This is a genomic window from Arthrospiribacter ruber (assembly GCF_019343195.1).
GTDB classification, from domain to species: Bacteria; Bacteroidota; Bacteroidia; order Cytophagales; family Cyclobacteriaceae; genus Arthrospiribacter; species Arthrospiribacter ruber.
The window spans coordinates 156,683-170,944 of record NZ_RPHB01000008.1 but is presented as its reverse complement, the minus strand read 5'-3'; the positions used below and the strand labels follow the sequence as shown (position 1 = coordinate 170,944).

Annotated in this window: 14 protein-coding genes; 5 read left to right on the top strand and 9 right to left on the bottom strand. The window is 38.9% G+C overall.

The window, feature by feature from the left end; genetic code table 11:
- The first annotated feature begins 226 nt into the window (after positions 1-226).
- The 3 genes from EGN73_RS16980 (at position 227) to EGN73_RS16970 (ending at position 3,596) form a co-directional block, all read left to right on the top strand.
- A complete protein-coding gene (locus tag EGN73_RS16980) occupies positions 227-1,552 on the top strand; it encodes a DEAD/DEAH box helicase (RefSeq protein WP_219292636.1) in 1,326 nt (441 codons plus the stop codon).
- Positions 1,553-1,657: 105 nt separating this feature from the next.
- Positions 1,658-2,752 carry an acyloxyacyl hydrolase gene (locus EGN73_RS16975; protein ID WP_219292634.1) on the top strand — a complete coding sequence of 365 codons (1,095 nt, stop codon included), beginning with the start codon at positions 1,658-1,660 and terminating at the stop codon, positions 2,750-2,752.
- 289 nt (positions 2,753-3,041) lie between these two features.
- A complete protein-coding gene (locus tag EGN73_RS16970; RefSeq protein ID WP_219292632.1) occupies positions 3,042-3,596 on the top strand; it encodes a fasciclin domain-containing protein in 555 nt (184 codons plus the stop codon).
- 62 nt (positions 3,597-3,658) lie between these two features.
- Here EGN73_RS16970 and ggt read toward each other — a convergent pair whose 3' ends face one another.
- The 4 genes from ggt to EGN73_RS16950 all read right to left on the bottom strand — a co-directional run bounded on the left by ggt (position 3,659) and on the right by EGN73_RS16950 (position 8,562).
- On the bottom strand, positions 3,659-5,257 hold the full coding sequence (gene ggt, locus EGN73_RS16965) for a gamma-glutamyltransferase (RefSeq protein ID WP_246611636.1): 1,599 nt from the start codon (positions 5,255-5,257) through the stop codon (positions 3,659-3,661).
- Between the two features lie 185 nt (positions 5,258-5,442).
- The gene (locus tag EGN73_RS16960; protein ID WP_219292628.1) at positions 5,443-5,694 is read right to left on the bottom strand and encodes a hypothetical protein; all 252 of its coding nucleotides are present in this window, start codon (positions 5,692-5,694) and stop codon (positions 5,443-5,445) included.
- A gap of 71 nt (positions 5,695-5,765) precedes the next feature.
- Complete coding sequence (locus EGN73_RS16955; protein WP_219292626.1) at positions 5,766-6,509, bottom strand: LytR/AlgR family response regulator transcription factor; 744 nt, start codon at positions 6,507-6,509, stop codon at positions 5,766-5,768.
- Between the two features lie 4 nt (positions 6,510-6,513).
- Complete coding sequence (locus EGN73_RS16950) at positions 6,514-8,562, bottom strand: tetratricopeptide repeat-containing sensor histidine kinase (RefSeq protein ID WP_219292624.1); 2,049 nt, start codon at positions 8,560-8,562, stop codon at positions 6,514-6,516.
- 143 nt (positions 8,563-8,705) lie between these two features.
- On the opposite strand from EGN73_RS16950, the gene EGN73_RS16945 reads away from it, so the two are divergent.
- On the top strand, positions 8,706-9,278 hold the full coding sequence (locus tag EGN73_RS16945; RefSeq protein WP_219292622.1) for a hypothetical protein: 573 nt from the start codon (positions 8,706-8,708) through the stop codon (positions 9,276-9,278).
- A gap of 142 nt (positions 9,279-9,420) precedes the next feature.
- On the opposite strand, the gene EGN73_RS16940 is transcribed toward EGN73_RS16945, so the two are convergent.
- A complete protein-coding gene (locus tag EGN73_RS16940; protein ID WP_219292620.1) occupies positions 9,421-10,644 on the bottom strand; it encodes a DUF4236 domain-containing protein in 1,224 nt (407 codons plus the stop codon).
- A gap of 390 nt (positions 10,645-11,034) precedes the next feature.
- Here EGN73_RS16940 and EGN73_RS16935 point away from each other — a divergent pair, with 390 nt between their 5' ends.
- On the top strand, positions 11,035-11,595 hold the full coding sequence (locus EGN73_RS16935; RefSeq protein WP_219292618.1) for a type 1 glutamine amidotransferase domain-containing protein: 561 nt from the start codon (positions 11,035-11,037) through the stop codon (positions 11,593-11,595).
- Positions 11,596-11,662: 67 nt separating this feature from the next.
- Here EGN73_RS16935 and EGN73_RS16930 read toward each other — a convergent pair whose 3' ends face one another.
- From EGN73_RS16930 to EGN73_RS16915, 4 genes are all read right to left on the bottom strand, one after another.
- Positions 11,663-12,202, bottom strand: coding sequence for a hypothetical protein (locus EGN73_RS16930; RefSeq protein ID WP_219292616.1), 540 nt, complete (start codon positions 12,200-12,202; stop codon positions 11,663-11,665).
- Positions 12,203-12,288: 86 nt separating this feature from the next.
- Positions 12,289-12,495, bottom strand: a complete 207-nt coding sequence (locus EGN73_RS16925) for a hypothetical protein (RefSeq protein WP_219292614.1) — start codon at positions 12,493-12,495, stop codon at positions 12,289-12,291.
- A 147-nt stretch (positions 12,496-12,642) separates the two neighbouring features.
- A complete protein-coding gene (locus EGN73_RS16920; protein ID WP_219292612.1) occupies positions 12,643-12,936 on the bottom strand; it encodes a Bor family protein in 294 nt (97 codons plus the stop codon).
- 551 nt (positions 12,937-13,487) lie between these two features.
- Complete coding sequence (locus EGN73_RS16915; protein ID WP_219292610.1) at positions 13,488-14,252, bottom strand: LytR/AlgR family response regulator transcription factor; 765 nt, start codon at positions 14,250-14,252, stop codon at positions 13,488-13,490.
- Between the last annotated feature and the right edge of the window lie 10 nt (positions 14,253-14,262).

Below are 14,262 nucleotides of genomic sequence, written 5' to 3'. Positions count from 1 at the left end.
TTTTGAAAATAAATAAGGAATAGTGCTGCAAAAGGAATTGGGAAAAAAGAATAATCCTTGGATTGTCGATTAGGACGTATGGCTTACTATTTTGGGGTTGTTTTGGATCAATGATGTATCCAGGGTTTTCATTTCCATGCTGCCCAAGATTGAGCCTTGGTAAATTTAATGGGAATGAGGGCATGAATTGGACTGGAATTTACTTCCTTTGAGTTATCTTCGCAGGATGGAAGAGCAAAACACAAGTCTCGAAGAGCAGTTTTTGAGCAGATTGGATTTTTCAAGTTTTAATGAAATGCAGCGGGCATTTATAGATGCTGCAGAAAAGCAGAATGACCTGATGCTTTTATCACCTACTGGATCAGGGAAAACATTGGCATTTCTTTTTCCTATTTTCAAAAACCTTGACCCTACTTCGCGAAGTACACAGGCTCTGATAGTGGTTCCTTCGAGGGAATTGGCCATTCAGATAGAAACTGTTTTCAAATCTTTGAAAACGGGATATAGGGTCAGTACATGCTATGGGGGACATTCCATGAAAATCGAAAAAAACAGCCTTGCTGAAATGCCTGAGGTGGTCATCGGCACACCAGGCAGGCTGTCTGATCATGTCAACCAAGGTTCATTGGATACTTCAAGTATAGGCTTTCTGGTATTGGATGAATTTGATAAATCCTTACAGTTGGGTTTTCATGATCAATTGAGGGATATTTTCAGAAAACTTCCAGCAGTGAAGAAGCACCTGCTCACCTCTGCCACCTCCTTGGATAGGCTGCCGGAGTTTTTGCCGTTTAAAAAGCCATATCTTGTAGATTTTTTGGAGGAAAAAGAGGAGATAAACCTTGAACTGAGACTTCTCCCAACCTCTAGTAAAGAAAAGGTGTTTAGTCTCATGCACCTGATTTCGCACTTTCAGGGGGAAGCTTCCATAGTTTTCTGCAATCACAGAGAGGCTGTAGATAGGATCAGCTTGCTTCTTGGTGACCATGGCTATGCTCATGCAGTTTTGCATGGAGGAATGGAACAGTTGGAAAGAGAAAAGAACCTGATCCGGTTTAGAAGTGGGGTAGTGACACTTTTGATTGCTACTGACCTGGCATCAAGAGGCCTCGATATTCCTGAAATCAGGCATGTTGTGCATTATCAGATTCCCAATAAGGAAGATGCATTTACCCATAGAAACGGGCGTACCGCCAGAATGCATGCTTCAGGGAAGGGGTATGTGGTGATGGCGCATGATGAGCCTTTTCCCGATTTTCTGGATGAAAAAAGCATAGAAGAAGTACAGGTGGAGGATTTGATTTTACCTCAAGCTTCCGAAATGGACTTGATCTACATCAGTGCAGGGAAAAAAGATAAAGTCAGTAAAGGAGATATAGCCGGATTTCTTATAAAAACCGGTGGCTTGGATGCTTCTGATATCGGCTTGATCACCTTGATGGATTTTAGCAGCTATGTGGCAGTTACTTTTAAGAAAGCAGCCAATCTTGCAAAGAATCTCAATGGCCAAAGGCTCAAAAAAGGAAAGGTGAAAGTGGCTTTGGCAAATTGATTTTATTAAAGCCAACCACCATTTTTAACCATGTTAATTCAACGATAGCTAAACCTAATCCGTCTTAGGATCAATTGTATTGTCGAAATCCTTAACTTGTATTGGATGAAGCTGAAGTGGATCAATTTAGTGATAGCTATTTTCTTGGTTTTTATTTTTTGGGAAAAGGGTTTAGCCCAGACTTTTCTTCAATTCCAAACCAATCAAGGGTATACCATACCTCATAATTCTGATGTCCGGCAACTAAGGGGATTCCCTTTGATGATGAAGTTAGACTATTCGGTAAGGCTAAACACCAAGGAATACCATGAGAAAATGAATTTTCCCCTGGCAGGAGTAAGTCTGACTTATATTAACCATGACAATAAAGATACTGGAAGATCTTTAGCAGTGGGAGGGTTTCTTCAGCCTACCATTGGTTCATGGGGTAAGCATCAGCTTGCCAATAGGCTGACTTTGGGGATGGCTTATGTCGAAAATCCATTTGATCCTGTAAATAACCAGATTCAAAAAGCCATAGGGTCCAATGTTAATTACTATGGAGAGGCCCAGTTGCTGTACACTTATCAAATAAGCGAGATCATTGGTGTAAATGCCCAAACGGGAATCACACATATCAGCAATGCCGCGCGAAAGTTGCCCAATGCAGGATTGAATATTCTTTTTGCCGGTGTTGGTGTCAATTATAGGATATCTGAGAGCTCTTCTCAGGTTTTCGGAAAGTTCAATCAAAGTGACCTGTCCTACCAATTAGGAGAATTGAAGCACATGCTTATATTCAGTACCGGGGTAAAAAGTGTCCGTGCTATGGATTATGCTGTTTTTCCTGCATTTGGATTAAGCCATCTCTCCGCTCTTCGCTATTCTGTTTTGGGATCATGGACACTGGGATTAGATGTGGATTATAATAGGGGTTATATCAGTGAGAGAAGATTGATCAACCAAAACTCAAATGGAGAAAATCCTTTTTACAGTTTTAGGCCAGGAATGAGTGTAGGTCATCAATTGCACATGAACAGACTTAGTCTACTGACCCAATTTGCTGCGTATGTTATCAGGCCTCATGCTACACACAATTACTTTTACCAAAGATATGGGCTTCATTATCAGTTGGGGGAAAATTGGCTTGTAGCAGCTGCTTTAAGGGCACATGGAGGTAGGGCAGATTATATGGAATGGTCCTTGGGGTATAGGTTTTAGGAATTCCCTGTAAAAAGGGGGGTGATTTTTCTTTTGGTTGTCAACACTTGTGTAATGCAGTCATTTCGACATGGAGTTTGGCCTCATTTTAGTTACTGAACCCGATAAATTGATTAAAAAAATTATTAATTAGAATTTAACAGGTCTATGTGTTTGGTAAAAATAAATTTTGACTGGTAATTATTGATGAAATTATACCATTTTACAATTAAATATAAAAAAAACATTAAAAAATAAAACCTTTAATATTTTATTGGAGTTTAAACATCGAACCAACAAATTAAATATCATGAGAAAACTTCATTATTTACTATCCACAGCGCTGGCTTTTTCTGTTTTAGCTTTTACAGCATGTCAAGAAGATGAAACTCCGCCAACAGTAGAAGAGCCTGAGACCCCGACTTTAGTAGAAGCTGCTAATGAGGCAAATCTTACTATACTTTTAGATGCGGTAGAGACTGTTCCTGGTTTAAGTACTACTTTGATGCAGTCAGAATCCATTACTGTTTTTGCTCCTACAAATGGTGCATTTGAAAATGCCTTGAACGCATTTGAAGTAGATGATCTGGATGGATTGGTAGAAGAGCTAGGTGGTGTTAACGAACTTGAAACAGTTCTAGGATTCCACGTAGTGCCGGCTACTGCTTTTTCTACTGATTTGGAAGAAGGTGAAAACACATTTACAACTTTAGCCGGTCAAGAATTGACTGTCGTAAGATCAGGTGAAGCGGTGACTGTAACCGATGCCACAGGAAACACTGTCAATGTTATCAATGCCGACGTAGAAATTGAGAATGGCGTCGTACATGTGATCGATGGTGTGTTACTCCCTGAATTGGAGTAATGTTATTTGATTTAATCGAACAATTTAAAGGTTGCCTTTTCAAGGCAGCCTTTTTTTATTTTCTAGTAAGCGGCAACTCCCCCATCAGCGCTTGCAGAATCAGAAGCGCCCATATAAACTCCCAAGCTGGTATCTAATTGAATTCCCATCAATACCCCCAGGTTATTGACAGGTCTTAAACTATGTCCCATATTTTCAAGGGCTTTTCTGGTGTCAGGAGAAAGAAGGTGTCTTTCATATCTGATTTCATCAGGAAGCCATTGGTGATGGATTTTCATGGCTTCAATGGCTTTGTCTACTCTCATTTCATATTGAAGCACATTAAGAACCGTCTGGAATACGGTATTGATGATGGTTCTTCCTCCAGGACTGCCTAAAATAAGAAAAGGTTTTCCATTTTGGGATACGATTGTGGGGGTCATGCTGGACAACATCCGTTTTTCAGGCGCTATAAGGTTCGGAGATGAGCCTATCTGGCCTCTTTCATTGGTGACACCTGGGACAGGGTTGAAGTCGCCCATTTCATTGTTGAAAAGAAAGCCAAGATTGGGTGAGCCCATTTTTACCCCATAGGAATGTTCCAGTGTGGTAGTCATTGAAACGGCATTGCCATCCTTATCTACTACTGAAAAATGGGTAGTACTGCTACCGTCATAAAGTTGTCCGTATTTTTCCGGATCACTAATAGATGCATTTTCCAAGTCAATATTATCAAATCTAAATCGGGCATATTCTTTGGAAATCAACTTGTCAACGGGTAATTCCGGGTTGAAGTCCGGGTCTCCTAAATGCTCAGCTCTATCGGCATATGCTCTACGCATTACTTCTGCTAATAGGTGTGCGTAGGGAGTGGAATTGAATTCGGCCTTGTCAAAATCTGCCAGCTCCATCATGTTCATCATTTCAATTAAGGCTACTCCACCAGAGCTAGGGGGAGGCATTGAAAATATCTCAAAATCCTTGAAAGATCCTTTTAGGGGTTTTCTCTCCACAGCAGTGTACTTTTCTAGGTCAGCTTTGGAGATTATTCCACCATTTTCTTCCATCCAAGATTCGATTTCCTGAGCTACAGGTCCTTTATAAAAACCATCGCTTCCATGATCTCTGATCAAAGCAAGTGTTTTGGCCAAAGCCGGCTGCTTCCATAATTCCCCTGGTTGGACGGTTTTTCCTGATCCATCATGAAAAAAGGATTTCATGAATGCAGGTGAACTATCGGATTGTGAAAGGGATAAAGCTACCTTGTACAATCCCCAGGTCATAGGAAACCCATTTTCTGCCAGTAATATTGCAGGTTGTACAAGTTCTTTCCATGGAAGCTTCCCGTATTTTTGATGAGCAGTATACAACCCAGCTACGGACCCAGGCACACCGATGGCTTTACTGCTGTAATGATTTGATCCTGCTTCTAAATTTCCATCCTTATCCAAAAACATATCAGGGCTAGCTTTTAGGGGTGCCTTTTCCCTAAAATCAAATGTGGTCACATCGCCTGCAGAAGTCATAAGAACTATAAAACCGCCACCTCCAATATTTCCCGCCTCAGGATGGGTGACGGCCAAAGCAAAGGCAGTGGCAACTGTCGCATCTATAGCATTTCCTCCTTTTTTAAGAATATCTACTCCTACTTGAGAAGCAAGTATATTGTCAGATACAACCATACCATTTTTTCCATACGTCTGGGCTTGAGTATAAGAGCAAATTAAGAAGCAAAAAATGACCGAAATGCAATTTTTGAATAGCAGAGATTTGTAGTTCATATTAGTATATCGGAAAATGAAGTTTTTTAGAAAAACTTAAATTAAAGCTTTCTGTCTTATGGAAAAAGAATAGATGAACAGAAATCTTAAAGGATACGTCCTTCTGAAAAAAGATCATAAGCTGCCACTAATGTGCGGTGTTCAGGAGAGTGTCCATACCGGGCGAAATTTTTGATTTCAGAGCGGTTTTCTGTGTAAGATGCCAGGTATTGCCCGTCCAGTTCATCCCAAATAATCAATAGGTATGCAAATGGGATTTTACTTTCTCTGCCAGCTTCCAACCATTTGTCAAAAGTGGCCTCTAATAAGGGGCCTGGGTAGTCCGGGCTGTCAAACATGAATGTTAAAGTTGATTAGGAGGCAAAATTGAAAAAAAACCTATGAAAAGAAAAAAATGAAGGTTTTATCTTTAAGTTGATTTCAATATCCTGAGGATTTCTTCTTTCCTCCTTGAGGCTACCTCCACTTCTGTAAGGTCAGTCAGTATCAGGGTTCCTCCTTTGCCTCTGTGATAGGCTTTGACTTCTTTGATATTAACCAAGTGAGATTGATGTGGACGGATAAAATGGTGTTTTTCCAAAGCTTTTTCAAATTCTTTGAGCGTCCGGGACACGGTGAGCTTGGTTTTATCTTTCAGGTAGATTACGGTATAGTTACCATCAGCTTCACATCGGATGATATCTTTGGCAGGTATGAATTCCAGTCCCTTTGATGTTGGGATTTCTATTCTTTTGTTAAGGATTTTGAGTTCTTGGGCTCCTTGAGGTTGGCCATTTTGCTGGCTTTTCAATTTTTTATCCAAATGTTTGTCAATAGCTTCTTTAAGTTCTTCCTGTGAAATAGGTTTCAATAGGTAATCAAGAGCATTTACACGGAATGCTTCTGAGGCAAAGCTATTGTGGGCAGTTGTAAAAATGATGTCAAATTTTTCAACTTGAAGCTCAGAAAGGATTTCAAATGCATTTCTTCCTTTAATGTCAATATCACAAAAAACCAGATCAAAATGACCGGATTTAAACAGTGCTATGGCCTCATCAAGACCTTGAGCCCAACCTGATATTTCAACATCTTTGGAATGGTTTTTTTCCAACAACAATTGGAGCCTCTCTTTGCAATGTGGTTCGTCTTCAATGATTAGGCAATTACTTTTCATATGCTTAAGATAAAATTGGTAGGTGAAGGGCTACTTCTGAGCCGTTACTGAGTTTTTGCCATTTAATATCAGGACTTTTATCGCCCAAGAGGATTTTTAACCTTCCTTGAATAATACCAAGGCCCATGGATTTCTTTTTTTCCGGATTTTGACTGGGTATTTCTGCACGAGAGTTTCCATTGTCTTTCACGGTGAGCTTCAGAAGACCATTGTTTTGAAAGACGGAGATTTTGATCTGCCCCTCTTCTGGTGTATTAGCTATTCCGTGCCAGATAGAATTTTCGATCATGGGCTGAATTAGCAGTGGAGGAATTTTTACAAGTTTTGGATCCAAACGTTCATCAAGGTTTACCTGTAGCTCTATGGCTTTCCCCAATCGCAAGGATTCTATATCAATGTAATCTTTCAATACATCCAATTCTTCTTCCAGGGAAATCAATTCTTCTTCTGACATTTCCAATATCCTACGGATAAGACGTGCAAATTTGTTCAGATAGAAATCTGCTTTTTCAGGTTCATTTTTCAACAGAAAATTGCTGATAGAATTCATGGCATTAAAGATGAAATGAGGGTTCATCTGAGCCTTTAAGGCTTTTTGCTCCAGAATTGCTTTTTGGGCATTGAATTCAGCTTCAAGCTTCTCTTTTTCCAAAAGGTTCTTTTTGCTTCTAAAATGCTGTATTATTGCCCCGAAAATGATGAAAAGAAGGAACAGGAAGATCGCTACAATCGAAATGATTTTTTGTTTTTCGTTTTTAGCCTCCAGCAAACTGGCGTTCAGCAAAAAATCAGATTCCATTTGCTGGGCCTTCATGTCATAATCGAACTGGATCTGCATTTTCATAATATCCTTCTGATTTTGGTCATTGAAAACACTGTCTTTGAAAAGCACATAATTATGAAAGGCTTCTAATGCATTTTGACTTTGTCCTGCCACCGTGTACGTTTCCGAGATTGCTTTCCAGGCTTCGTTTTGGCGAATCAATGAGCCTGACTTTTGTCCAAATTCCAATGCTTTTTTTTGTATTTCAAGGATTTGGGATATTGGTTTGTTTTGTTGCTTCCATACTTCTGCCTGATCCAGATATACTGCTGCCAGGTTGAGGACATCATCAATTTTTGAAAACCTTTCAATCGCTTCCCCCAGGAATTCATTGGCTTTTTCTAGGTCTCCTTTTAGTTGTTGATGTTTGCCAAAATTGGCCAGGTCTGAAGCAATTCTCCTTTCATTACCGATCTCACGGTTGATTTCCAAGGCTTGCATATACAAAGCCTCGGCTTCATCAAGCCTTCCTTGGTTTTGTAAATTGCTTGCTAGGTTGCCGTACTCAGAGGCTAATCCTTGTCTTTGCTTTAACTTTTGGTAATAGGTGATTGCTTTGCGTTGGAATTTTTCCCCTTCTGTTAATTCATTCAGGTTTTTGTACACCAAGCCTATATTGGTATGAAGTTTTGCACTCTCATTTAGCATGGTGGAGTCTGTCAGGCTAAGGGCTTTTAGAAATGTTTCCAATGCCCTTGGATAATCGGCCAAAGCAAGATATACCACCCCCGAATTGGATAGTCCATTTATAAGGTAATTGGTAATGCCTTGTTTTTCAAAAATTTGGTTGGCCCGGTTGTGGTAATCCAGAGCTGTTCTATAATCTGCTTTGTTGTAAAGCAGCAAAGCCATATTGTTGAGCATTCTGCCTTCTCCCAATTCATTGGATTGTGACTGGTGGTACTTCATTACTTCGCGGAATGACTCCAAAGCCATTGAGTCTTCTCCTTTCATCCAATAATTGACTCCCTTGCTATTGATCGCGGCATATTTTCTTCTTTCATCAGAAATTTTCCCGGCCAGCCAAATGGCCGAATCTGCGTACAATAACCCTTTCTTAGGGTCAGACCCGGACCAGTCATAAGAAAGATCATTATAAATATCAACCTTAGTACTGTCTTTTAAATTTTTATCAAAAAGCAAATGGGATAAAGAATCCAAAAAGTCTGTCTGACAGGTCACCTGCAAACTATAAAAAAGAAAAACCGGAAGTACCTTTAAAGTTTTCATGTCCGTCAAATAAGATTCAAAAATTAATATATAAAAAGTAAATATCAGTATATTTTCTGCAAAAAATAAATAAACGCCGGCGTTTGCTCAATGTAAGTTGATCTTGAGTCATACTATGGATAACTTTTTAGCAAAAAACAAATATGAAAAAGCTAATAGCCTCTTTAATAGCAATGTTACTCCTTCAAGGAGGAAATGTGTTTGCACAGACATTTGATTTGGATACAAAAGTGGTTGCCGCAGGCATAGGTTTGGGCAGTTCTTTAGGTGGATTCAATTATTCTTCTCAAATACCTGGATTGAGTATACAATATGAGCAAGGTATGTGGAATGCCGGTGATGTTGGAGTGATCAGCTTAGGGGGCTATGCTGGATACAAAAGTTTTTCCTACAAGACCATGTCTGGTAATTTTGAGGCAACTTCAAGATGGAATTATACCATAATAGGTGTGAGAAGTGCTTTTCATTACAATGGTATTGACAATGATAAGCTGGATCTATTCGCAGGACTAATGTTGAGCTACAATATCCTGAATTATTCTTATAGAGATAATACCGGGATGCCCAACATAGGAGGGGGAAGCTATGGAAGTACTGCAGGGCTGACCTTGTATTTGGGCGGAAGGTATTATTTTTCCGAAAATCTTGGTGGATTTGCAGAAGTAGGATATGGAGTTTCTTACCTCAACCTTGGATTGGTCTTCAAGCTTCGGTGAGTATTTGATGAAAAAAAATAAGCAAAAATGGGCTTATTTTTCTTGAAAGTTTGGTGGCATGTGGGTGGATTTGGTCGTTTTCCAGGATCACTAAATTGACAAAATCATCAAAAAATAAAGTTTCTTGGAAGCTATCGGCCAATTAATTCATCGTGCACTTTTGTAGAATACCTGCAAACGTAAAAATCTCCGGGGTGGTAAAAATCAATGGGTTTTTTCTGCCTTTTATATTGACTTCCACTACTCCTTCGGCAACGTTTAAAAAGATGTCCTCCACTCGGTTGATGGGGTAAGTTCTGGAGTTTCGGCCTTCTACAATTTCTATAACCCTATCGGTGATTCTTAATGTTCCTTCCATGTCTACCTGATAGCCGACAGTCTTGTAGCGTAGCTTATTTTCTTGGTAGGTATCCAGAACCCTCAGGTTCAAAAGCTTTCCTTCACCTTCAAAGTATCCCTGTTCCTTGCCAATGGGTGGCCTTCCCAAAAGAATTGGCTTCAGATCCTCCATTTGCATTTTTCGGAGTTCTGCAAATTTGGCAATAAGCCGGTGTTCGGCTTCTACCGTTTTAGGAGGAATCTTCCACCTTTCTTCCATTTGTCTGATCAGTTGTTCTTCGGCATAGCTCAACTGATGGTCTGCAAGTACAAACTCTACAGCTTCTCGGTATTGTTCTAAGGTTATGGATTGGAGATTATCAGGTTCTATAAGTAAAAAATCCATCAAAGTACTGCTGTACAGTATTTCACCTTCTGTCATTTGTTTTTCAAGCCAGCAGTTGAATACCAGTAAAGCCAGGTCCTTTTTGGATTCACTATCCAAGTCCGAGCTGTGCATTTCCCAAGAAGCCTGATTTTGTTCCAGAGGTTTTAGATTCCGGAGCGCCTCAAAAGCCAGCTCAAGTTGATTTCTTTTATTTCTTTTTTTGTTATAAAAGACTAACAAAATCAGTCCTAAAATGGCTACTACTAGCTTTACGCTAAGGTTGCTGATCAGCAGACTGAAGATGATCAGTAAAATTCCTGACCACATCAATATTGGGTTGGTTTTCCTGAAAATATCAGGGAAACTAAACGGAGCCCTAGATAAGTCCGTCACCGGCTTATAAGTTAGACCGGTATCAGTAAAAATTTCTTCTTCTTTAAGTTTGGATCCTGTGGGCTGATGGGAGGTAGGGGTACCCTTTACTGAACCTATGTTTTTTCTATAATACATCCCATGTCTTCCTCCATGAACATAAGACCTTCCTTGGGAATTTATTCCTATTCTAGCCCCTTTTACACCTGCCGAAAATCCAAGTCCACTTTTGGAAAGATTTACACGAAGTGGTCCGAAATTGAAACCTTTTCTAAGATAAAAAGCCATGAAGAATTATTTATTGTTCATTTTTTGAAATAGGTGAAGGAAAAAGAAAATGGCATAAGCGACGGATGTGAAAATTTAGATGGGCCGAGCTTAAAATATTCAGTTTATTGATTTTTAAATTTGTCGAAAAAAATCGGTTAGGAAAAGTCATTCTGAAATAATTTAAAACCATAGTTTTTGTAAGAGTAAATATTTAAGGCCATTTTTACTCAACTTGTAGAATTTTGAAGTTTTATTTCGGAAAGTGATCATGATACCTGAAACAGGTAATCAGCCCTATTTTAGCTATTTCACTGCTTTCAATGAATATTTTATAAAAGTGTGTCTATGGTCTGGTCTTTGGGCTTATTCTTATAAAGATATTAATCGAAAACTAAACCACTAAATATCATGAGTAAGTTAGAGAATAAAAAAGTAGCCATTTTGACCGAAACAGGTTTTGAAGAAAGTGAATTGAAAAGTCCCAAGACAGCTTTGGAAGAAGCTGGGGCAATTGTCCATGTAATATCTCCATCAGATTCCATTAAAGGTTGGAAAGACGGGAACTGGGCTGAGGAAATTGAAGTAGATAAAAAGCTGGATAAAGCGGACCCTTCAGACTACAATGCCCTGGTAATACCCGGCGGAGTCATCAATCCTGATAAACTGCGGATGAACGAGGACGCCATTGAATTTATAAAGCATTTCTTTGAGAAAGGAAAGCCAGTGGCAGCCATTTGTCATGGGCCTCAGGTTTTGATAGAAACAAGTGCACTAGATGGCAGAGAAATGACCTCATGGCCTTCTATCAAAACTGACCTGGTCAATGCAGGAGTCAATTGGGTAGATAAGGAATGCGTCTGCGATTCTGGTCTAGTGACCTCCAGAAAACCGGATGATCTGCCAGCTTTTAACAAAAAGATCATAGAAGAGATCAGAGAGGGAATCCATGAGGAGCAGAAGACTTTGTAAAAGTCGGATTTACATTTAAAAAAATAGCGGAGTCTTCGCGATTCCGCTATTTTTTTATAAAAATCATTTACCTTCTAATATCGAATTGCCCATCTCTGACAACCAGTTTGTCGCCTGATTGGGGCGAAATGATGTCAAACATAAAGTCACCCCAAATTCTTGTTTCCGAGATTCCCCTGATGCGTAGAATACCTTGTTCTACTTCCGAATAAATAGTCGCATTTCTGTTTTCATCCCACCAAGTCACCCCAACTCCCATTCTTCCCAAGTCACCTCCTGCCAAGTAAGAATTTCTGAGTGTATAAATTCCGGTAGTGAGTTCAATTTCTGCTTCATCGTAGATTTGTATCCCGATCAAAAATTCTGAATTTGCTGCATTTGAAGCATCATAAAAATCAAAGCCATTGACATAGAGTTCAAATTCAGGTACATATTGGGCTACAAATGATCCATTTGCTTCAAACTCCCCTTCAATTGCCTCTGAAGCTTCAAAACTTGAGTTGATCAGAGGGGTTCCATTGGTGTTTTCGTCGTCTTCGACACAGGAAAATAAAAGTAAACCTGAAATCAGGAATAAAAAGGATAAACATGAGCTGTGTTTTTTCATTGTTTTTATTTTAAGTTATAGGTATAGTAATTTCAGGCAGACCTTTTATGAAGGACTGAAATTGCAAAAAGGAAAGTTTTGGATTGTTATTCCGGGGTTTGGGCTGTTTGGATTTTTTTTCTGATAATCAAAAAAGACAAAATGCCTCCAAGAAGTATAAATATCACACTTCCACTAAGGTATCCTTTGCCATAATCAGACAGGAGCTCGAAATCACTTACATATTTGAAAAAATTGAACAGTCCGATGACCAATACAAGAAGTGCAAATCCGAGTGCCAGGTTTTGTTTCATTTGTTTATTTTTTCTTTTCAGTGGGTCATGATCAGTTCCGAGAACATGAATGTAATCACTGTCTTTGGCTGACAGACTTTTATGCCTTAAGTAGGCTCGATTTCATATAAAAAGGAAGGGGAAGCCGTATGACTCCCCTTCCGAATGTCATCGTGTCACAGTAGTGGTTGTTGGGGTGTAAATACCAAACGTAATCATGTTAAGCAAACCATCCACAAAAGTGTGCTGGATTTGAACATCATAATCTGCAGCACCATTGGCCATTTGCTTTGGATCAGAAGTGCCGATCGGTGCAAGACCATAAATTAGGTAATGGTTTTTCTGGGTCACCGAAGCACCGGTTTGAGCTCCATTTCCTACACTGAATTGGTAGGTATAACATGAAGTGGTACCAAACATCAAAAGTGCTGCGAAGAGCAAACTGTAAAATTGACTTTTCATAGTGAGAATTTTTAAATTGAAAATTTTTTTATTATTCTAAATTAATGAATTAATTTATTCTTTTTTAAAACTCTCTAAAATAATATTCCTATAAAACATGAAATTACTTTTTTGGCCATTTCAATGAGAATTGTAAGTATTTGAAGAAGTAGAGTATAGTAAGTTTCTACTTTCATCAGAAAGAAGTAACAGTTTTACGATCAATTTCTAAAATTGAAGACATCCCATCTTTTTGAAAAAAAAAGCGGGGTAATGATACCCCGCAGTCGTTCAAAAAAAAATCTTCACTTTCACCGTACTCTTTGTTCACCCTTAAACACTGGCCTTATGCCTGTATTTGGAAGAGCATCGATAAAAATGATTCACCCCTGTTTTTATCAATTACATGAATACCATTTTTCAAGTCTACAGGATCTTCACCATTTGGTGATTTCCTTCAAATCTTCTTTCAAGTAAATAAATCTTTCAATCCGAAAAAATATCTGATGATTAATTGATGATTTTCAATGAGTAAAGTATACCTTTTAAAAAGTGGAAGAAAAGCCATGCTATCAGTCCCTGCTGATAATGTCATAAAACTCAGTAAGTAGGTGTCTTTTTTGCTTACTGACCGGCAAAGAATTGCCATTGTCCATGACGACATATCCGCCGTCATTTTTATGATACTGTTTGAGGAATTTGGGATTGATCAAGTAGCTCTGATGTATTCTGAGGAACATGTAATTGGTCAAGGTTTTTTCTACGTCCTTTAAAGTTTTGCTGATGAGTTTATGCTCTCCACATTGGAGATGGATACGAGTATAATTGTTTTCACTTTGGCAATACATGATCTCTTCCACTTTCAAAAATTCAAATCCATTTACAGTAGGTATAGCAATTTTGCTTTTGACATAACCTTCGTACTTGATTTTTTCCAAAAGCTCCTTTACCGCAATTTCATCCAAAAGCACGGACCGCTTTTTTTGGTCAGTTTCCCAGGAAGCGAGCACTTCCGCTAGTTCATCTACATCTACAGGTTTTAGTAAAAAGCTAAAGGCTTTGTTTTTAAAAGCTTGCAGGGCATATTGGCTATAGGCAGTAGTGAAAACTACATCAAAATTTAATTTGTGCAGTTGATCTAGCAACTCAAATCCATTGAGCTTTGGCATCTCCACATCCAGGAAAAGAATGTCCAGCTTTAGTTTTGGGAGGTTTTCAAGTGCTTCCAATGGATTGGAAGTCTTAAATACAATTTCATGTTCAGATTCCAGACTTTCTAAGTCCATTTCCAAGCTTTCTATGCAATGTATTTCGTCGTCAACTATCGCGATTTTCATTTTTCATTTG

What these genes read in the sequence shown, in the direction of transcription:
- EGN73_RS16945 (WP_219292622.1), top strand. Translation starts at nt 8,706, where the DNA reads ATGAAAAAGCTAATAGCCTCTTTAATAGCAATGTTACTCCTTCAAGGA.
- EGN73_RS16940 (WP_219292620.1), bottom strand. Translation starts at nt 10,644, where the DNA reads ATGGCTTTTTATCTTAGAAAAGGTTTCAATTTCGGACCACTTCGTGTA.
- EGN73_RS16920 (WP_219292612.1), bottom strand. Translation starts at nt 12,936, where the DNA reads ATGAAAAGTCAATTTTACAGTTTGCTCTTCGCAGCACTTTTGATGTTT.
- EGN73_RS16970 (WP_219292632.1), top strand. Translation starts at nt 3,042, where the DNA reads ATGAGAAAACTTCATTATTTACTATCCACAGCGCTGGCTTTTTCTGTT.
- EGN73_RS16930 (WP_219292616.1), bottom strand. Translation starts at nt 12,202, where the DNA reads ATGAAAAAACACAGCTCATGTTTATCCTTTTTATTCCTGATTTCAGGT.
- EGN73_RS16975 (WP_219292634.1), top strand. Translation starts at nt 1,658, where the DNA reads ATGAAGCTGAAGTGGATCAATTTAGTGATAGCTATTTTCTTGGTTTTT.
- EGN73_RS16960 (WP_219292628.1), bottom strand. Translation starts at nt 5,694, where the DNA reads ATGTTTGACAGCCCGGACTACCCAGGCCCCTTATTAGAGGCCACTTTT.
- EGN73_RS16935 (WP_219292618.1), top strand. Translation starts at nt 11,035, where the DNA reads ATGAGTAAGTTAGAGAATAAAAAAGTAGCCATTTTGACCGAAACAGGT.
- ggt (WP_246611636.1), bottom strand. Translation starts at nt 5,257, where the DNA reads ATGGTTGTATCTGACAATATACTTGCTTCTCAAGTAGGAGTAGATATT.
- EGN73_RS16915 (WP_219292610.1), bottom strand. Translation starts at nt 14,252, where the DNA reads ATGAAAATCGCGATAGTTGACGACGAAATACATTGCATAGAAAGCTTG.
- EGN73_RS16955 (WP_219292626.1), bottom strand. Translation starts at nt 6,509, where the DNA reads ATGAAAAGTAATTGCCTAATCATTGAAGACGAACCACATTGCAAAGAG.
- EGN73_RS16925 (WP_219292614.1), bottom strand. Translation starts at nt 12,495, where the DNA reads ATGAAACAAAACCTGGCACTCGGATTTGCACTTCTTGTATTGGTCATC.
- EGN73_RS16950 (WP_219292624.1), bottom strand. Translation starts at nt 8,562, where the DNA reads ATGAAAACTTTAAAGGTACTTCCGGTTTTTCTTTTTTATAGTTTGCAG.
- EGN73_RS16980 (WP_219292636.1), top strand. Translation starts at nt 227, where the DNA reads ATGGAAGAGCAAAACACAAGTCTCGAAGAGCAGTTTTTGAGCAGATTG.